Genomic DNA, 20,176 nt, shown 5'->3' on the forward strand with positions numbered 1-20,176 from the left:
ATGCGTGAGATTATTTTTGATACTGAAACAACAGGATTAAATAAAGAAAGTGATCGCATAATTGAAATAGGTTGTATAGAAATGATCAACCGTTATCTTACAGGACGCAGATTTCATGTTTATTTAAATCCACAAGGAGTTATTATTCCTGATGAAGTTATCGCTATTCATGGATTAACCAATGAACGCTTAAAAGATGAAAAAAATTTTGAAGACATTGTCGATGCGCTTTTGGATTTTATTGATAGTGCAACGATCGTTGCTCATAATGCAAATTTTGATATCGGTTTTCTTAACGCAGAATTAGAACGAGTTAATAAACCCCTTGTCAATAGTGATAATGTCATTGATACATTATCTATAGCACGGCGCAGATTCCCTATGGGACCTAACTCCCTTGATGTTTTATGTAAACGTTTTGGAATTGATAATAGTCATCGTGTACTTCATGGGGCTCTACTTGATGCAGAAATTCTTGCCGATGTATATATCGAGTTAATTGGTGGAAAACAAGGAATATTTAGTTTTGATAATTATGAAAATTTTGATGTTATGAATGTTCAAGATAGCAAGAATGTTTTTCATACAGACAAAATTCGCTCTCAAGCTTTGCCTCAAAGATTAAGTAAACAGGAAAAAAATATGCATGCTAATTTAATCAAAAAGATAGGTGATAAGGCTTTGTGGAATCGCTTCGAAATCACTTAAATAAAAACTGTTCTGCGTTTTTGTTAGAAAATTTCTCAAAAAATACGGCCGTTGTGGGGAGGGGAACACCACAACGACCTCATCACTACATTGTACCCCAGCTATCATAGGAGGAACAAAATAAAGCTATTATATCCTGTAACAGCAAAGAAAAGCTCTAGGTACTGAACATAAAACGCAGCGATATCCTAAACCTATGACAATAAAAAATGGCTTTTTAGAGGCAAAACCAGCAAATTTTAAAATAGGATCAATAAAAACATAAAAGTATATTTTTTTGTATGAAAAGGGAGAGATAAAATCGTTATGAAAGAAAATGACCACCTTTTTTTAGTTGATGGATCAGGCTATATTTTTCGTGCTTATCATGCTCTACCACCTTTAAAACGCAAAAAGGATGGGCTTCCTGTAGGAGCCGTGGCTGGTTTTTGTAATATGCTATGGAAATTACTCTGTGATGCTCGTAATACCGCTATTGGTGTTATCCCAACCCATATTGCTATCATTTTTGATTATTCATCTAACACTTTTCGTAAGCAAATTTATCCTCAATATAAAGCCAATCGAGCAGCACCTCCAGAGGATCTTATTCCTCAGTTTGCACTAATCCGACAAGCAACAGAAGCTTTTAATTTACCTTGTATCGAAAAAGAAGGATTTGAAGCAGATGATTTAATTGCTACCTATGCGCAATTAGCGACACAGGTCGGAGCAAAAACAACTATTATTTCTTCTGATAAAGATTTGATGCAATTAGTAAACATGCATGTGTCTCTATATGACAGCATGAAAGATAAGCATATAGGTATCTCTGAAGTCATAGAGAAATGGGGTGTAATGCCTGAAAAAATGATTGATTTGCAGGCTTTAACTGGAGATCCAACAGATAATATACCAGGCATACCAGGTATTGGCCCCAAAATTGCAGCACAATTATTAGATCAATTTGGTTCTCTTGATCTTTTACTGCAACGTGTGACAGAAATTAAGCAAATAAAGCGACGTGAAAATATCCAAGCTTATAGTGAGCAAGCAAAAATTTCTCGTGAACTAGTTAAACTTAAAACAGATGTTCCTATAGATAAAAACTTAGATCATTTTGTTTTGGAACCACAAAATGGTCCGCGTTTGATCGCTTTTTTGAAAGCTATGGAGTTTACGGCACTAACACGTCGTGTAGCAAAAGAGACATCATGTGATGCTGCGGTTATTGATGCGTTAGAGATAGATATTGAGTGGAAAAAAATTACATGCGAGGCTGATCTGAGCGCCAAGGAAGATGATACAGCCTTATTTCACGATTTTTCTGAGAATTCCCCACAGATTTTAGCACAAAAACGCAAAGATCAAGTTCTCATTCAAAAAATTGTAAGAGATGCCTATAAGACTATTGTTGATGAGGAAACTCTAAAAGAATGGCTATTAGAAGCAAAAGAACAAGGTTATTTTGCTTTTGATACTGAAACAACTTCTCTCGATCCTATGCAAGCAAAACTTGTTGGTTTTTCATTGGCCTTACAGCCTGGGAAAGCAGCCTATATTCCACTTGAACATGTTGCAGGAGAGAATGATCTTTTGGGAGGTGGGCGTATTGTTCCTCAAATTGAGACACAAAAAGCTTTAACACTTTTAAAACCTATATTGGAAAACCAAGCCGTATTAAAAATTGGCCAAAATATAAAATATGACTGGTTAGTGATGAAACAATACAATATTTTAATACGTTCTTTTGATGATACAATGCTTTTATCTTATGCTTTAGAGGCTGGAATTTCAACACATGGTATGGATATTTTATCTGAACGTTGGCTTGGGCACAAACCAATCACCTATAAAGATTTGACTTATAATGGAAGAAAAATAAACTCTTTTGCACAAATAGATTTGAAACAGGCAACTCTATATGCAGCAGAAGATGCTGATATAACACTTCGTTTATGGCAAGTATTAAAACCACAGCTTGTTGCACAAAGGATGACAAAAATTTATGAACGTCTTGATCGTCCATTAATAGAAATTCTCGCAAGAATGGAAGAACGTGGAATTCTTGTTGATCGACAGATTTTATCACGCCTTTCAGGAGAGTTGGCACAGGCTGCTTTAATTTTAGAAGAGGAAATTTATCAGCTCGTTGGTGAAAAGTTTAATATTGCTTCACCAAAGCAACTAGGAGATATCCTTTTTGGTAAAGTAGGCTTACCTGGCGGCGCTAAGACGAAAAGTGGCCAATGGTCAACATCGGCGCAGACTTTAGAAGAGTTAGCTGCTGAAGGCCATATTTTACCAAGAAAAATTGTTGATTGGCGTCAACTTACAAAACTAAAATCTACCTATACAGATGCTTTACCTTCTTATATTTTGCCTAAAACTGGTCGTGTTCATACGAATTATTCTCTAGCAACAACATCGACAGGACGATTGTCATCATCAGAACCTAATCTGCAGAATATTCCAGTACGAACTGCTGAGGGACGAAAAATCCGAACAGCTTTTATTGCTTCAGAAGGACATTTACTGTTATCAGCTGATTATAGTCAGATTGAATTACGTATCCTTGCACATTTTGCTGATATAACGGCATTAAAAGAAGCATTTGCACAAGGTCAGGATATTCATGCTATGACTGCATCCCAAATGTTTGGAGTTGCGGTTGAAGGAATGTCATCAGAGATACGTCGGCGTGCAAAAGCTATTAATTTTGGTATTATTTATGGCATTTCGCCCTTTGGATTAGCAAATCAATTAGGAATTTCGCGCAAGGAAGCTAGCCATTATATTCAGCTATATTTTGAAAGATTTCCGGGAATAGAGGATTATATGGAAAAAACAAAAATGTTTGCACGTCATCATGGTTATGTAGAGACCATTTTTGGACGTCGTATCCACTATCCTGAAATAAAAGCAGTTAATCCACAAATTCGTGCCTTTAATGAGCGAGCTGCTATCAATGCACCAATCCAGGGATCAGCAGCAGACATTATTCGTCGTGCTATGATTCAAATGGAAAATGCTTTAGAAAAAGAAAAATTATCGGCTAAAATGTTATTGCAAGTACATGATGAACTCATTTTCGAAGTACCTAAATCCGAAAGTACAAAAACTGCGATTCTCATTAGAAAAGTTATGGAAAATGCTACAATGCCGGCATTATCTTTATCTGTACCGCTTGAAGTAAAAGTTGTAGCAGCTCAAAATTGGGACGAAGCACATTAATTTTTTTCATTTATTTTATGTTTAAGAGTAGCCATTGCTTTTGAAAGGTTAAGATATGCTTTGATAGGCAAGTGATCAGAGGCAATACGCGCGAGTGGTGAATAATGGCTTTCAACATTTATTATTAATTGATGAGGAAAAGCAAAAATTCTATCAAGAGCTAAAAAAGGAAAGGGAGAAGGAAAGCTTGGTACGCTACCAAATGTGATATCAAAGTAAGGGAAAAAAAAATTTAATGATGAACCTTTACCTTTACGCCATTCATTTAAGTCACCAATGAGAAGTGTAGGCATAACAGAATATTTTTTAAGAAGTGCAAGAAGCATTTTTACTTGCTTATTACGAGAATGGCGGAACAAACCAAAATGAGCTGCTATAACACGAATAAAACCTGATTTCATTTTTAATTCTACAATTATAGCACCACGGGGTTCAAAACCAGGTAAAGTGATTTGTGAGATATTATGTATACGTCCTTGGCGCAAAAAAAGAGCATTGCCGTGCCAGCCATGGCCATTCGGTGACATAGTCTTTAGAGGTACTGGAATTAACCCCGTTTCAGCTTTTAAGAGTTGAAGATCAATCAAACCTGTACGTTCTCCAAAACGCCTATCCGCTTCTTGAAGAGCAAGAATGTCTGTTTGTAATTCAGTGATAACACGCACAATACGAGCAGGATTAAAAATTTTATCAACACCAACACATTTATGGATATTATAAGAGGCTACAGTAAGGTCATAGTTATCATTACGATTGGTTACATTTTTATGATAACCAGAGTGATTATAAGTTGTTCTTAGTGAAGGATTATGAAATTTTCTCTGGATCAATATAAAAAGCCAATAAAATTTTAGTTTTTTGTTATTTTCTAATATTTAATCATGTTAATGTGTTTAAAGACAGCATTTACTATTAAAGATAAAAAGCCTTGCTTTCTAAAGAAAGCAAGGCTTTTAAATTAAATAGTTTTATTAATCGCGGTTTGAACCAAGAAATTGCAACAAAAAAACAAACATATTAATGAAATCAAGATACAGATTCAACGCACCCATAATAATTTTACGGCCGCGAGTATCATATCCATCTCCTTCATAATACATCAACTTTATGTTTTGTGTATTGTAAGCCGTTAAACCAGCAAAAACGAGAACACCAATCACAGAGATCGCAAATTGCAAGGCACTTGAATCGAGAAAAATGTTCACAATTACAGCAAGCATTAAACCAACTAAACCCATAAACAAAAACGACCCTACAGCTGTGAGATCACGTTTTGTAGTATAACCGTATAGTGATAAAGAACCAAAAGCAGCAGAAGTAATAACAAATGTTTGTACAATACTTTCTGGCGTATAACGCAGAATAATCGACGATAGCGAGAGTCCTACAAGAGTAGCATAACCAAAAAAGAGGCTCCGCGCCACACCAGTACTAAGCGCATTAATTTTAAAACTGAGAAATAATACAGCTACAAGCGGTGCAAACATAATAACATAAGAAAACGGTGACATATAAAACGTCACACCAAATGATGTTAAATAAACACTTCCATTAATTTGAGCTGCAGCTTGACTCATATTTGTTGTTGTAGCTAATGAGGCAATTGCGTAAGCGGCAACAGCTGTAATAAGCAAACCAATGGCCATCGTGTTATAGACGCCTAGCATGTAACTGCGCAAGCCTTGATCAATTGATGCATCGGCATGAGAAACAGATGCCGAACGTAAATTTTTAAAATCAGCCATAATATAAGTCCTTTAGCATATTTTCCGTAAGGCACTCAAGTCAAAAGAAGCTTACCACTCCTTTATGTTCTTAATATAAGCCTTTATTTATAAGGCGAATATAAATACTCTTAAGACCCTAACAGAATTCTAGCACACTTCTCCCTATTATGGAGATTTATTTGAAAATTACAAGAGTTTTTTGTTGGAAATAAAGTTTAAAAATTAGTAGTGAAAGGTTATTTTTTTCTAAATTATTAAGAGAAGTGTAATGTGCTTGATGTAAAAAACGGTATCATGACAATAATACAGATTTTGTCAGTTTTAATGGCTAAAGAAAAATAAAAAAGAAATATAATATGGTTGATGTTTTCTATGCACTTGTAAAATGAAAAAAGTGAATACAATACGATTCATAAGGGGCAAGAACGTTTTTGAATTCTTTTTCTTTTTGAGTAAGCTCTATTAATTTTTTATAATTAGTTATAACAGATGATTTCTGTGAGCATTAATCTTTAGTTTTAGAATTTGTAAGAAGGTTTTAAATAGCTTTTATCTATATCCTATAATCATAAAAAACTTAACAGATCTACGAGAAAGTATGCCCTTTCTATTTACTTCTGTTTATGCACTAACATTGAAACAATTTTTTCTCACGTTGTGATAGTCCCATAGAAAAAACGCCAGGAACTGGTAATGTAGAATTTGAAAAAATCTGGTTTTCTTTATTCAAGAGATATGTTGTTAGAATAACATTTTTTTTTAGTCCATATACAAAATTCGTCAATTAAAACAGCAACAGCACCGAGTGTGATAAAAGTATCAGCAAGGTTGAAAACAGCAAAAGAAAAGATATCACTAATATGAAAGAGTAGGTAATCTATGACATAATGAAAACGAATGCGATCTATAAGATTACCAATCGCCCCACCAATAATAAAGGCAATACCAATATGCGATAAAAATTTGTCATTTTCAGTATTTTTCCACAACCATAAAAGAAAAACAATAATAATGAGCGTAAGAGCAACAATCCCCCAATGAGGATACGAAGAAAGAAATGAAAATGCAATGCCAGAATTGCGGACATGATAGAGAGAAATAAAAGAAAAAATCGGTATTTCTTCTCCTAATTGTAGGGTATGTATAATCCAATATTTGATTGCCTGATCAAGCCCTACTGTAAAGATTAAGATGAAAAAAAGAAAGAGCAATGACTTGCGTGTCATTTTTTATCCTTGCATGATTCAAAAGTTAAGTAAGAGCGGCGAATTTCATAGAGCATAATAGCTGTTGCTACTGCTAAATTAAGTGAATCTGCATGTCCACATTGTGGGATACGCGCCAGATTATTACAGTGATTTACGAGAACATCCGATAAACCTTGTTGTTCATTTCCCATTAAAAGTATAATCGGACCATTTTTAAAATCAATTGTGCGGTAATCGACAGGTCCTTTAAGGTGCGTACCAACGATCATACCTCTAAAATGGGTAGACCAATTTAGAAAAGTACTTTCATTACAACGATAAAGTGGTATGGAAAATATAGATCCCATTGTTGCACGTACTGTTTCTGGTGAAAAAGGATCTGTTGTTTCTCCAATCAAAACAATTCCTTTTGCTCCTGCTGCGTCAGCAGTACGGATGATAGTTCCAAGATTTCCAGGATCACGCACACGATCAAGTGCGATATAGACATCATCGACTCGTCTTATTATTTTTTCAATAGAGTGCCATTGTTGCTTAAAAATACCAACAACTGTTTGCGGATTGTCACGGTGGGTAATGGATTCTAAAACCTGTTGTGAGGCTTTAATTACAGAACCACCATTGGCTATAGTTTTTGCAGCGGTGTTTTCAATGATGGAATTATGCAGTGAATTTTTAGAAACGATAAGTGTGTGAATTGTCCAACCAAGATTTAAAGCATCAATGACCAGTTTTAGTCCTTCTGCCATGAAGATACCTTCTCGATTGCGATTTTTCTTTTTGTTTAGCGCTTTAAAATCTTTAATGATAGGATTGCTAAGGGATGTAATTTCTTTAACTTTGCCGATTTTTTGTTTACACATGTTCAAGCAATCCAACGGCTAAAAAGAGAAGTAGAAAGAGCACGTCCAGCCGATTCTTCACGCAAAATCAATTCTCCCGATTCTATTGTACCACCAAGATTTGTAAATGCATCACGCATTAAAGTATGAAATGTATAAAAGGAAGCACGAATAGAATAAACTGTGAGAATGACAGCAAGTGGTTTGTTCGATAAGAGTTTGCGGCAGTTTTTAATCATGGTTGGTAAGTGATCAAACAATTGCCAAATTTCGTTATGAGGTCCGCGTCCATAAGCAGGAGGATCGAGGAGAATCAAATCATAGCTTTTTTGACGGCGTAATTCACGTTCAACAAATTTTATTGCATCGTCGCATATCCAACGAATGGGACGATCTAATAATCCTGCTTTTTCCTGATTAGCTTTCGCCCAGATGATAGCCTTTTTAGAAGCATCAACATGGGTAACAATTGCACCTGAACGTGCCCCAATTAGAGAAGCAATGCCTGTATAGCCAAAGAGATTTAACAATTTGACAGGACGGTTGGTTTTAATAATTTGTTCTTCTAGTGAACGCCAATGAGCATCTTGTTCAGGAAAAACACCTACATGGCGAAAGGAAGTAAAACGTCCCAGAAAAGATAAACCATTCCAAGAAAGTGGCCATGTTTCACCAAGAGGCTTTTTAGGAAAATACCAACGACCAATCCCTTCTTCATCTCGGTTACCTGTAAAAATTGCATCGACATTAGCCCAATTTTTTTGTGATAAAGCTGGTTGCCATAGCGCTTGACTTTCTGGTCGAATAATACGGTAGGAACCATAACGCTCTAGTTTTTTTCCATTACCAGAATCAATTAAAGCATAATCTGTGCTCGTTTTTGTTTCTAAAATAAAAGGTAATTTCTCTCGTGGGTATACTTTACTAGAGCGTGGTTGGAAAGATTGTGCAGGCATATTGAGTGTCGTAATACATTATTCTAAAAAGGGATTATTTTAAATATTCGCTAAAGTCCTTATGAGGTTAAGAGCTGTAAGTTAATTAAACTATGTATAGGAAACAAGAGAAAATATCTCTAGATTTATTATCTTTCGGGCACTATAGAGGAAATTTTCCTATAGTGTCGTTATATTAGATTTATTAGCAATTGATATTTTTAATTTCTCTATCTCAGTTTTGCTTTCTTTTAAGGCTTTGCGGTTTTTATGTTGTGCAAACCAATTGATTATACTACTCAACACAATACCAAAACAAAAAAAAATAAAAAGCCAAACAAAAAGAGGGGCTTGATAAGTAAAATATTCAGAGTTGTTTTGAAAAGGATAAACAGTTAGTATAACGATTTGGCGATTAGCAACGGTGAAGCCAATCAAGAAAGCTGTAATAGGCACCAAAATAACCGCTAAGAGAAAGCGTTTAATGATCATGGATTTACTCATTTATTAAGCCGGTCGCGTAAATCTTTACCTGTTTTGAAAAAAGGAACCCATTTCTCTTCAACCATAACAGTTTCACCTGTTCGTGGATTGCGGCCATTGCGGGCTGAACGTGCTTTTATAGAAAAAGCACCGAAACCACGTAGTTCAACACGTTGACCATTGGCAAGAGCTGCTGAAATTTCTTCAAAAATAGCACTTACAACATTTTCTGCATCGCGTTGCATAAGATGCGGATTATGACGAGCAATGATTTGTACAAGTTCCGATTTAACCAAAATAGCCTCTCTTTCATATTCATACGAAAAAAGATTTTTTGTTGCAATTGTGTGTTTCATATATGCACGTTACATATATAGAATATGCATATTCCAATATATAAATCATTAAAAGTAAAATAAAGCTAGTAAAAGGAAGATTGCAATAAATAAAATTTAAAATATGTCTTATAAAAACTCTATAAATAAAAAAACGAAATATCTGAGAAATTAAAAACATGACTGTGCATAACCAATATGAATTTTTTTCGATAGAATCACCTTTTAGCAATATTTTAAAAAAAACATATTTTCATTCCCATCAAGTTCGCTTGCTAAAAATTTGTTTACCACTTCTTGCATTGATTATAGCATTAATTTTTTGCTGGTTTACATTTTTTTCTATTTTTGTTTCTTTTGATAAGGTGCTTTTGAATCATGAAGAAGAGGAAATAGCACAATTAACAATGCTTAATCCAAGATTAGAAGGCTATACGAATTTTCATAAGCCTTACAGAATTAAAGCAGAAAAAGCGTTTCAAGATCGTAAGTTTTCTGGAATTATTGGATTAAAGAATATTACAGCTGAAGTGCCTACAGAGGGACGGGGGCAAATTTTTATTGATGCACAAGGAGGAGTTTATGATAATATTAAGAGTCATTTAAAATTGGATGAACCTTTTACGGTTACAACGCAAGATGGAATAATTGCAAAATTTACAACTGCAAAGATTGATTTATCTAAAAGTCAATTTAATACAGATCAACCTTTAAATATTCAAAGTGCAGGTTTTCATCTTATGGCGAATGCTCTGCAAATTTATGAGAAAGAGCAAGTTATGTATTTTCAAAAAGGAGTACGTATTGTTCTTGATCAGAAGGAAAAATAACAGAAGGAATTTGGAGTAGTGTTTATAGAAGGCATATGTAGGTTTATACGAGAAAAAAAATCAAGAATGAAGACAAAAAAATCGTGTAAAGAGTGGGTGAGTATTTTAGCTTTAAATTTGGCGATATTGGGATCAATTAATGGATATGCTGCAGTAACTCATTTCGGAATCGATGGATTAAATGGAAAAGAGCCAATGGAACTTTACGCAGATTCTTTAGAAATACGTGATAAAGAAGGCATTGCTATTTTTAATGGCAATGTTTCAGTGATGCAGGGTGAGCGACTTTTACGAACATCAAAATTAGCTATTTATTATAATAAAGCACATATAACAGGTGGTATAAATCAGTTGAAAACACAATCAATTTTTCCTGAAAAGATTGGTTCGACAGATATTAAACAAGTAGAAGCTTCAGGTGAGGTTTATATCAAAATGGCAACACAAACTGCTAAGGGTGATAAAGCTATTTTTGATGGACAATCGAATATGATAATCTTAACAGGTAATAATGTTGTATTAACCGATGGCGATAATGTGGCTGAAGGGTGCATATTAACAGCTAATATGAAAACAGGAAAAGCTTCTCTTGAAGGATGTAAGGAGCCCGGAAAGAAGAATCGTGTTTCGATTATTTTAGAATCAAGCTCAAAGAATGGTCGTTAAGATTTCATGTTTGGAATCAAAAGAGAAAAGCAGACAATTGAACACAATCTTATGAGTAAGGCTTTAAAAAAAACCTCAAGTAGGACTTTAGTTGCTCATAATTTAATTAAAGTTTATCGAGGAAGACAGGTTGTTAATCGTGTTTCGTTTAATATTTGTGCTGGAGAGATTGTCGGTATTTTAGGTCCTAATGGTGCTGGCAAAACGACCTGTTTTTATATGGTTACAGGTTTAGTTAAATCGGATGGTGGTTCAATCGAGATTGATGGGTTTGACATTACCCATTTGCCAATGTATCGGCGTGCTCGTTTAGGGATTGGATATTTACCGCAAGAAGCTTCAATTTTTCGTGGTCTTTCAGTAGAAAATAATATTAAAGCTGTTCTGGAATTAATTCAAAAAGATCGCTTGAAACGCTGTGAAGAGTTAGATGCGCTTTTGCATGAATTTAAAATTGATCATTTACGCAAAATGCCAGCTCTTTCTTTATCGGGAGGTGAACGCAGGCGTCTTGAAATTGCGCGCGCTTTAGCTTCTCGCCCTAATTTTATGTTACTTGATGAACCATTTGCAGGAATTGACCCCATCGCTATTTCTGATATTAAACAGCTTGTTCGTCATTTAACTCAACGTGGTATCGGCGTTTTAGTAACGGATCATAATGTGCGCGAAACATTGGAGCTTGTTGATCGTGCTTATGTTATTCATGCAGGAGAAGTGTTAGTTCATGGTTGCCCGAACGACATTATCAATAATGCTGATGTTCGTGAAATTTATTTGGGAAATCAGTTTTCTCTTTAGTTTCTCCGTTTTTAAAGAATATTCAAGTTTAAAAACCTTACAATAAATACAATTGTTTATCATAGCCAATAGCGTTTATTGATTTCAATAGGGACTTGATTCTGTTTTAATAGAAACAATATAAATGTATATTTTTGTAAGAAATCATGATACTATCGTTAAAATATTCAAATTAATAAAAGTATTGTCGTATAAAGTATAAGTGTTTTATGAGGATTAGAAAAACAATAGTCTAGCTCATTATAAACTTTTTAAACTTAACTAAAGAATCATAGCTCATTTTTGACGTTTTTTAGTTATAATAATTTATTTTTTTATTTAGAGCGTACCTGATAATCTTTAAAAGCTACAAATTTAATTTTTGGCGCTCTTTCTGCTTCATAATTTAACGAAAAATGATTTTCTGCTAAAAAAACTGGATCACTGTCCAAATCATGCGCAACAGCGGATTGATGACAAGCAAGAAAATTTTTAAGTTCTTCTTTATTTTCTGCAGAAATCCAACGACATACGTTAAAGCGCGATGATTCAAAGCTCACAGGTAGAGAATATTCTGCTTTAAGCCGTTCTGTCAAAACATCAATTTGCAAAGCACCAATTACACCAATAAGAGCAGGCGAACCATCATAAGGGATAAATAATTGTACTACTCCCTCTTCAGCCATTTGTTGCAAAGCTTCTTTTAGTTTTTTTGCTTTCATGGGATCGCTTAAATGAACGCGACGTAAAATTTCTGGTGCAAAATTTGGTACACCTTTAAAGAGAATATCTTCTCCTTCAGTCAAGGTATCTCCAATACGCAAAGTTCCGTGGTTAGGGATACCTACTATATCACCAGCATACACTTGATCAGCAATTTGGCGTGAACGAGCAAAGAAAAACTGCGGTGCTGAGAGTGTCATTGATTTTCCTGTCCTTACTAATTTCGTCTTCATACCGCGTTCAAGTATTCCTGAACACACCCGCAAAAATGCAATACGATCACGATGATTGGGATCCATATTAGCTTGAATTTTAAAGACAAAACCGGTCATTTTGGGTTCAGTAGCTATTATGTTGCGTTGATCGGCTACCTGATCACGAGGGCTTAGACCAAAATCAACCAATGCATTAATCAAATCACGAACACCAAAATTTCGTAAAGCTGAGCCGAAATAAACGGGTGTCATATGCCCTTCACAGAAAGCTTGAAGATTAAATTTTTTACAAGCACTGCGGGCAAGCTCTACTTCTTCAACAAAAAGTGTCTGTTGATTTTCAGGAAGCAAATTTGCGACTTCACGAAGATCAGAAATCGTTTGTGAAATAACCTCATGGTCTTGTTGGCGAAAACAATTATGATGAAGGTCAAAAGTGCCAACAAAATTCTTTCCTATACCAATAGGCCAAGTAATTGGAGCAGTATCAAGCGCAAGTTTTTCTTCAATTTCGTCTAAAATTTCTAAGGGATCGCGCGCTTCACGGTCCATTTTGTTAACAAAAGTAACAATAGGAATATCGCGCAGTCGGCATACTTCAAACAGTTTGAGAGTTCTCGGTTCGATTCCGCGTGCCCCATCGAGTACCATAATTGCACTATCAACAGCTGTTAAAGTACGATATGTATCATCCGAAAAATCTTCATGACCTGGGGTATCTAACAAATTAAAAATATGATTTTGATATTCAAATGTCATTACTGATGTGACAACAGAAATACCACGATCACGTTCAATGTTCATCCAATCAGAACGGGTTTGAATACGGTCTTTTTTTGCTTTCACCTCACCAGCCAGCTGAATAGCACCGCCAAATAATAACAGCTTTTCTGTTAGGGTTGTCTTTCCCGCATCAGGATGCGCAATGATCGCAAATGTACGCCGTCGTTTTACTTCTTGCACTCTACGTTCCATTATTCCTCCACCGATCGTGCGAGTGCTGCAGCAATGAGTGCGCGTGTCTCATCAATTCCATACAGCGCTATAAATGACCCAAGCCGTGGTCCTCGTTCCTGTCCTAAAAGTACTTCATAAAGCATTTGAAAAAATACACTTGAAACACCAGGTCCCCCTTCTGGACCTTTTTTGCTATGATCTTGATAACGTTCCGTCAAGCGTGCGATATCAAGAAGTGCATTTTGAATGGTATTTCCATCAACAGTTTTTGACAAACTAGCCAATTTTTCATCAATTTGAATCAATACTGAGCGTTCATTTTCATCGGGTATACGAAATTTTTTGTTTGGTTTTACGAAAATATCAAAATATTTAAGAGCAAACTCTACTAACTGGTCAAGCATTGGATATATTTGCACGTTAGCTTCTTTAGCATAACGAGAAATAAATCCCCAAAGAACTTCTTTATTTTCAGCATTAGAAGCACTGACCAAATTTAACAGCATAGCAAAAGAAACAGGTAAATTGACTTTAGGAGGACGCCCATGATGAATATGCCATACGGGATTATTAAGACGCTCTTTCCATTGTTGATGCTCATAAGCTGAAAGATGTGCATAATATTCATCAACAGCTTTTGGAATAACATCAAAATAAAGCCGTTTTGCTGTTTTTGGTTTTAAAAACATATAGAGTCCTAAACTTTCTGTTGGTGCATAAGTTAACCACTCATCGATAGTCAAACCATTTCCTTTAGATTTGGAAATTTTCTGTCCCTTATCATCCAAGAAAAGCTCATAATTAAATCCCTCAGGAGGTTTTCCACCAAGAATTTTGCAAATTTTAGAAGAAAGATTTGTTGAATCAATAAGATCTTTTCCCGCCATTTCATAATCAATTCCAAGTGCAGTCCAGCGCATTGCCCAATCCACTTTCCACTGACACTTAACTTTTCCACCTGTAATTTCTGTTTCAATGGCATCACCTGTTTCAGGTTCGATATAGGTCACAGTCCCTTTCTCAACATTTCGAGCAATCATTGGGACTTGTAATACTTTTCCAGAAAGTGGAGAAATAGGTAAAAAAAGTGAATAAGTTGCTCGCCGTTCCTCACCCAATGTTGGTAGAATAATTTCCATAACCTTATCATAATAGGAAAGTATTCTTAAAAGTGTTTCATCAAAACGGCCTGAATTATAATAATCAGTAGCACTAGCAAATTCATAATCGAAACCGAAACGATCAAGGAAAGTACGTAAACGTACATTATTAGCAGCTCCAAAAGAAGGATACACATCTCCGAAAGGATCAGGAACGCGGCTAAGCGGTTGACCAAGATAGTCTTCCATTTTTTTTCGATTAGGCACGTTATCAGGAACTTTGCGCAAACCATCCATATCATCAGAAAAACAAAGAAGTTTTGTTTTAATTTTATTTTCGGTCAGAATATGAAACGCATGACGCACCATAGTTGTACGTGCAACTTCTCCAAAAGTTCCAATATGTGGTAAACCAGAAGGCCCATAACCTGTTTCAAATAAAATATGCTCTGGATAGCCGGTTTTTTCATAGCGCTTAATAAGCTTACGCGCTTCTTCAAACGGCCAAGCTTTTGCTTGAGCTGCTGAATCTATTAATTCAAGTGGAAGGTTATAGGTACCATACGGATTGTCCATCATCTTTGTCCTAAAAATAAATTACTTAATGACAAGGTGTATGATTGTTAAACTTTTTCGTCAATAATAGTCATTTAAAAGCAGCAAAAATCACCAACTGATCAGAATAAAGTTATTTTTTGCTTTGGCGACCTTCAACAATCACATTTCCTTTATAAAGTTTTAGTGTTACTTCTCCTTCAACATTTTCTTGAGATAAATCAATAGCTGCTTGTAACATTTTACGCTCAGGTGAAAACCAAAGACCGTAATAAATAAGTTCCGCATAACGTGGCATTAATTCATCTTTTAAGTGAGTTGCACCACGATCCAATGTTAAGGATTCTATTGCTCGGTGAGCTATTAAAAGAATAGTTCCTCCTAGTGTTTCATAGATACCACGTGATTTCATACCTACAAAGCGATTTTCTACTAAATTTAACTGGCCAATACCATTTTCACGCCTATAACTATTTAATTGATCTAACAAATCCACAGGAGATAAAACTTCTCCATTAATTGAAATAGCATCTCCTTTTTTAAACAATCGTGATTATGGTTGCTTGATCTGGTGAACTTCTGGTGAAAGAGTACGCATATATGGACATATTCAGAAGCAGAAACTGCTGGATCTTCTAAAATTTTTTCTTCCGATGATGAGTGCAATAAATTTGCATACACTGAAAAAGACGCTTCACCTTGTTTATCTTTCTCTAACAGAATTTGATGCGCATGTGCAAATTCAATTAAATCTGTTTGACTTTTAAAATTCCAATCACGCCAAGGAGCAATAATTTTAATATCAGGATTAAGAGCATAAGCAGAAAATTCGAAACGTACTTGATCATTGCCTTTCCCCGTTGCTCTATGAGGGATAGCGTTTGCGTTGGTTTTTTTGGCAATTTCAACAGGATGTTTTGAAATAGGTAAACGAGCAATCGACGTTCCTAAAAGATAAACTCCTTCATAAACTGGATTTACTGGAAATATCGGGAACACAAAATTACGCACAAATTCTTCCCGTAAATTTTCAATATAAATTTATAAATTTCTTTAACATCAAGCATTTCGGCTTTACGACTTGCAAGTTCCAGTTCTTCTCCTTGACCTAAATCTGCCGTAAAAGTTACAATTTTAGCCTCTAGTTTACTTTGAACCATTTGAGAATGATAGATGTGTCTAATCCCCCTGAATAAGTTAAAACAACTTTTTTAAAGCAACATAAAAAAAGATGCAAAAAAATGAAAAAGTGTAAAGAAAAAGTCTATAAAAGATATAAGTCACGACCACTTATTTTTAAGCATAAAAGAAATTAGTATGTCATTTTTACTCGAGAATAGTCTATTGTTGCACAATTGGACCCTAGCAATGTTAATTTTAGCTCTTATTCCAGAACTTGATATTATTTTCTCAGTCGAGCTTATTATTGCATAAGGTAAATAAGCTGCAATGATATGCGCTTTCGCAAGTGCAATAGATTTACTATCCAAGTTATCGCTGCAGCTACGGCTTATCAGCACTTCTTTTCACATCACTACGCGCTTTTATGGCTTACTTTTCAAATCTTGCGTTAACACTCAATATTTTCTTTAAAAGAAACATTTTCAGAACGCCATAATCTTGAAGGCGACTACTTAACCGGTATTGCAATAAATATCTTAAATCCTAAAGTTATTTTTTTACAGGAACCTTCTTGCCAAAATTTATCAATATTAATGATGCGACGGTTACACAAAATTGCTTATTTAGGGAATTTCTTAATATTCCTATTTCTTTTCCCATTATAATTTTTATAGTTTTTATTACAAATAAACTTTTTAAAAATTTTTTGCACAATCCTTTTGGCGTTCGTTTTCTTGATTGATTTATTGTAGGAATTTTTACCAGTTTTGCTCTACTCTTACTTATCTGAAAAAATTGAATCTATTCATTATCAGTTATATTTTCAAGTCGCATACGTTCAGATTTACATAAACGCCTTGAAGCTGATTTAAGCTGCCCACATGCAGCCAAAATATCACGTCCACGTGGCATACGAATAGGTGAAGCATAACCTGCTTTATTAATGATATCAGCAAAACGTTCAATTTGTTCCCAATCAGAACATTGATAATTACTTCCAGGCCATGGATTAAAAGGAATCAGATTGATTTTAGCAGGAATACCTTTAAGCAATTGAATTAATTTTTTCGCATCATCTAAACTATCATTCACATTTTTCAGCATAACATATTCAAATGTAATTCTCTTAGCATTCGAAAGGCCAGGATAATTACGGCAAGCTTCCATTAACAAAGCAAGAGGATATTTTTTATTAATTGGAACAAGTATATCTCGCAATGTATCATGCACTGCATGGAGCGAAATCGCTAACATAACACCAATTTCTTTTCCTGTTCGTATAATCCCAGGAATCACTCCACTGGTTGAAAGGGTAATTCGGCGTTTCGACAAAGAAAGTCCATTGCCATCAGAAGCAATCAATAAAGCTTTTTTAACTGCTTCAAAATTATAAAACGGTTCTCCCATGCCCATCATAACAATATTAGTAATTTTACGTCCTTCAATTGGAGTAATCGCACCATCAGGTGTATTCTTATCAGGAAAATCACCTAAACAATCACGAGCAACCAATAATTGCACTAAAATCTCTTCAACTGTTAAATTGCGAACAAGTTTTTGTGTTCCTGTATGACAAAAAGAACACGTTAATGTGCATCCTACCTGAGATGAAACACACAAAGTACCACGTCCTTCTTCAGGGATATAAACCATTTCAATTTCAACAGGTTTCCCAGCTCCAGAAGCTGGAAATTGTAAAAGCCATTTACGAGTACCATCTTGTGATATTTGTTCCGCAACAATTTCGGGACGCGCAATAGAAAAATGATCTTTGAGTATCTCCCGCATTGGCTTAGAAATATTTAACATCTCATCAAAATGAGAAACCCCACGTACATAAAGCCAATGCCAAAGTTGACGTACACGCATTCGCGTTTGATGTTCTGGAACACCGATCACCCGTAAAGCCTGTGCCATTTCATCCTGCGATAAACCAATTAAAGGTAATTTAGGTTGTTTCGTTACTATAGTACTCTTTGCTTTTAGTATTTGATATGTTTCAACAGATCTAAGGTCATATGAAATGGCCATGATTTTCCATTTTATCAGCTATTTTAGAATTACAAATATTTAGTGACATTTTTGTGCCATATTTAACGCAGCAGTTACTCCCTTTAAAGAATAAGTATAGGTAGTATGAGTCCCTCGTTTTGAGATAGCTCTCACTGTCATGTTTGTTCCTGAACGCATAGCTGCAACGAGTTGTTTTTCCATTCCTGATGACGTTAACCAAGCGGATGAATCCTTTGTAAAAAAGTCAAAATTCTTATCTCCAATGGTGACAGTAACTTTTGATCCCTCTTTAAGGGTATAACCAGCCATAAACTGTGGTTCAAACGAAATAGGGGAATTAGAACGTTTGGTTACCAAAAAGAAATTATCGCCATGCTTAACGGTTGTTGGGAGTGCTTTTAAAGGAACTGATAATATATAACAAATCATATTTTCTGGTGATTTATAAGAATAAGTTCCCCAAGCTTCAAACTGCTGTAAACGGTTTGGTGTTTGTGCCCAAGTTGGACCAACAAGAGTCATAATTATAGTACATACAACAATAAAAATCTTTTTCAACATCTTCATCTCGCTCCCTTTTTTATTTTTTTTAAATTTCTTTACATTCGCAAAGTTTAATAAAGGCCGGTGTAATATATAAGGTAATTTTTTCAATTGTTCACAAAAGAAAATATTATTCTAGTTAAAATAAGTCTTTCGTTCAATTGTGACCTTTTAGTTATTACTAAAACATGAATTTTTTATTCAATATCTAGATTTTTTTTAAACATTAAGACTTCTGTATCTATTATAAAATCATCAACCACAATGATACAAAATAAAATAGGGAAGAATAATATTCACAAAAATAACTTTTTTCTCCATAAAGCTACTTTGATTGAAGGATAATTCATGACAATATAACTTTTTAGCTAAAATTTGTAAATTTTTTTCGAATTTTCCTTAAGTATCGAAATAGTTATGTTCTTCGCAATTAATTTATTTAGATTTATGGTGTATTTTCTTTCTAAACATCTACATATTTACTTAAGCTATAATAATTTTAAAAATTTTTAATATTTACATACATATTTATTTTTTAATTTATAAGAGATAAAAAAATAATCACTGCAATAATCAGTTCAAAATTTAATCTAAGTAGAAATTGAAAAACCAAACAAATATTAACCGTTATAATTACATCAATGATAACAGTTATTATCTGATGCATTTATCAGTTTTTTCAACTTTAATAATAATTCATCATCTTTTAAATGATTTTCTTTTTCTTAAATTGTATTGATAAAGTTGATACATAGTATTACAATTCGAAAAAACTATTTTTTAATGAAAAGGAGCGATTTGAGCTCCTTTATTGTAGAAAAAGAGTCACGAAGGAATTTAATCAAGGTTATTTTTAATCCATTCAACAATATGTCCTTTAGAAGCAGCGCCAACTTTATTGGATGATACCTTTCCATTTTTAAACATCAATAAAGTAGGAATCGATCGTATTCCATATTGGGTAGCCAATTCTGGATTTTCATCAATGTTAATTTTAGCAACTTTAATTTGGCTTTGCATTTCTGTTGCAATTTCATCAAGGATTGGTGCAATGCTTTTGCAAGGACCACACCATTCTGCCCAAAAATCAACAACGATAGGAAAAGGAGAAGTGAGAATTTCACTTTCAAAGTTGCTACTATCAATTTTTATACATGTCATTGATTTATCCTTTACTATTTTTATACATGAGTATGATTTATTTATGTTAAATTATTGCAA

At 34.4% G+C, this 20,176-nt stretch carries 17 protein-coding genes and 1 pseudogene; 5 read left to right on the plus strand and 13 right to left on the minus strand.

What is annotated here, in order from left to right:
- Both dnaQ and polA read left to right on the plus strand, forming a co-directional pair.
- Positions 1 to 708: a DNA polymerase III subunit epsilon gene (gene dnaQ, locus ACJTDF_RS06710; RefSeq protein ID WP_407965509.1), complete on the plus strand. Its 708-nt coding sequence runs from the start codon at positions 1 to 3 to the stop codon at positions 706 to 708.
- Between the two features lie 306 nt (positions 709 to 1,014).
- Positions 1,015 to 3,921 carry a DNA polymerase I gene (gene polA / locus ACJTDF_RS06715; protein ID WP_407965510.1) on the plus strand — a complete coding sequence of 969 codons (2,907 nt, stop codon included), beginning with the start codon at positions 1,015 to 1,017 and terminating at the stop codon, positions 3,919 to 3,921.
- Here polA and ACJTDF_RS06720 read toward each other — a convergent pair.
- The 7 genes from ACJTDF_RS06720 to ACJTDF_RS06750 all read right to left on the minus strand — a co-directional run bounded on the left by ACJTDF_RS06720 (position 3,918) and on the right by ACJTDF_RS06750 (position 9,412).
- Positions 3,918 to 4,796, minus strand: coding sequence for an endonuclease/exonuclease/phosphatase family protein (locus ACJTDF_RS06720; protein ID WP_407966239.1), 879 nt, complete (start codon positions 4,794 to 4,796; stop codon positions 3,918 to 3,920). The genes polA and ACJTDF_RS06720 overlap by 4 nt on opposite strands.
- Positions 4,797 to 4,892: 96 nt before the next feature.
- Entirely contained in the window at positions 4,893 to 5,666 is a 774-nt protein-coding gene (locus ACJTDF_RS06725) for a Bax inhibitor-1 family protein (protein WP_407965511.1), read from the minus strand.
- Between the two features lie 704 nt (positions 5,667 to 6,370).
- Positions 6,371 to 6,874 carry a signal peptidase II gene (gene lspA / locus ACJTDF_RS06730; RefSeq protein WP_407965512.1) on the minus strand — a complete coding sequence of 168 codons (504 nt, stop codon included), beginning with the start codon at positions 6,872 to 6,874 and terminating at the stop codon, positions 6,371 to 6,373.
- Positions 6,871 to 7,719, minus strand: a complete 849-nt coding sequence (locus ACJTDF_RS06735; protein WP_407965513.1) for a TrmH family RNA methyltransferase — start codon at positions 7,717 to 7,719, stop codon at positions 6,871 to 6,873. Before ACJTDF_RS06735 ends, lspA begins: the two co-directional genes overlap by 4 nt.
- Positions 7,720 to 7,721: 2 nt before the next feature.
- Positions 7,722 to 8,654: a class I SAM-dependent rRNA methyltransferase gene (locus ACJTDF_RS06740; RefSeq protein ID WP_407965514.1), complete on the minus strand. Its 933-nt coding sequence runs from the start codon at positions 8,652 to 8,654 to the stop codon at positions 7,722 to 7,724.
- A gap of 159 nt (positions 8,655 to 8,813) precedes the next feature.
- Positions 8,814 to 9,125: a LapA family protein gene (locus ACJTDF_RS06745; protein WP_407965515.1), complete on the minus strand. Its 312-nt coding sequence runs from the start codon at positions 9,123 to 9,125 to the stop codon at positions 8,814 to 8,816.
- A gap of 8 nt (positions 9,126 to 9,133) precedes the next feature.
- Positions 9,134 to 9,412, minus strand: coding sequence for an integration host factor subunit beta (locus tag ACJTDF_RS06750; RefSeq protein ID WP_407966240.1), 279 nt, complete (start codon positions 9,410 to 9,412; stop codon positions 9,134 to 9,136).
- A gap of 218 nt (positions 9,413 to 9,630) precedes the next feature.
- On the opposite strand from ACJTDF_RS06750, the gene lptC reads away from it, so the two are divergent.
- The 3 genes from lptC (at position 9,631) to lptB (ending at position 11,748) form a co-directional block, all read left to right on the plus strand.
- Complete coding sequence (lptC, locus tag ACJTDF_RS06755) at positions 9,631 to 10,281, plus strand: LPS export ABC transporter periplasmic protein LptC (RefSeq protein ID WP_407965516.1); 651 nt, start codon at positions 9,631 to 9,633, stop codon at positions 10,279 to 10,281.
- A gap of 66 nt (positions 10,282 to 10,347) precedes the next feature.
- The gene (locus ACJTDF_RS06760; protein WP_407965517.1) at positions 10,348 to 10,947 is read left to right on the plus strand and encodes an LptA/OstA family protein; all 600 of its coding nucleotides are present in this window, start codon (positions 10,348 to 10,350) and stop codon (positions 10,945 to 10,947) included.
- A gap of 6 nt (positions 10,948 to 10,953) precedes the next feature.
- Positions 10,954 to 11,748, plus strand: coding sequence for an LPS export ABC transporter ATP-binding protein (gene lptB, locus ACJTDF_RS06765; protein WP_407965518.1), 795 nt, complete (start codon positions 10,954 to 10,956; stop codon positions 11,746 to 11,748).
- A 314-nt stretch (positions 11,749 to 12,062) separates the two neighbouring features.
- Here the strand turns inward: lptB and ACJTDF_RS06770 are convergent, their stop codons facing one another.
- From ACJTDF_RS06770 to trxA, 6 genes and pseudogenes are all read right to left on the minus strand, one after another.
- Positions 12,063 to 13,640 (minus strand): peptide chain release factor 3, encoded by a 1,578-nt coding sequence (locus ACJTDF_RS06770; protein WP_407965519.1) that lies wholly within the window; start codon positions 13,638 to 13,640, stop codon positions 12,063 to 12,065.
- The gene (locus ACJTDF_RS06775; RefSeq protein ID WP_407966241.1) at positions 13,640 to 15,298 is read right to left on the minus strand and encodes a lysine--tRNA ligase; all 1,659 of its coding nucleotides are present in this window, start codon (positions 15,296 to 15,298) and stop codon (positions 13,640 to 13,642) included. The genes ACJTDF_RS06770 and ACJTDF_RS06775 overlap by 1 nt, the downstream gene beginning before the upstream one ends.
- Positions 15,299 to 15,413: 115 nt before the next feature.
- Positions 15,414 to 16,514: pseudogene (locus tag ACJTDF_RS06780) on the minus strand (argininosuccinate synthase); the annotation flags it as partial.
- Between the two features lie 686 nt (positions 16,515 to 17,200).
- Positions 17,201 to 18,430: a 23S rRNA (adenine(2503)-C(2))-methyltransferase RlmN gene (rlmN, locus tag ACJTDF_RS06785; RefSeq protein ID WP_407965520.1), complete on the minus strand. Its 1,230-nt coding sequence runs from the start codon at positions 18,428 to 18,430 to the stop codon at positions 17,201 to 17,203.
- Between the two features lie 39 nt (positions 18,431 to 18,469).
- Positions 18,470 to 18,973: an invasion associated locus B family protein gene (locus ACJTDF_RS06790; protein WP_407965521.1), complete on the minus strand. Its 504-nt coding sequence runs from the start codon at positions 18,971 to 18,973 to the stop codon at positions 18,470 to 18,472.
- Positions 18,974 to 19,792: 819 nt separating this feature from the next.
- Entirely contained in the window at positions 19,793 to 20,116 is a 324-nt protein-coding gene (gene trxA, locus ACJTDF_RS06795) for a thioredoxin (RefSeq protein ID WP_407965522.1), read from the minus strand.
- Positions 20,117 to 20,176 lie beyond the last annotated feature (60 nt).

This window comes from Bartonella bennetti, from assembly GCF_045945445.1.
Taxonomy (GTDB): Bacteria; Pseudomonadota; Alphaproteobacteria; order Rhizobiales; family Rhizobiaceae; genus Bartonella.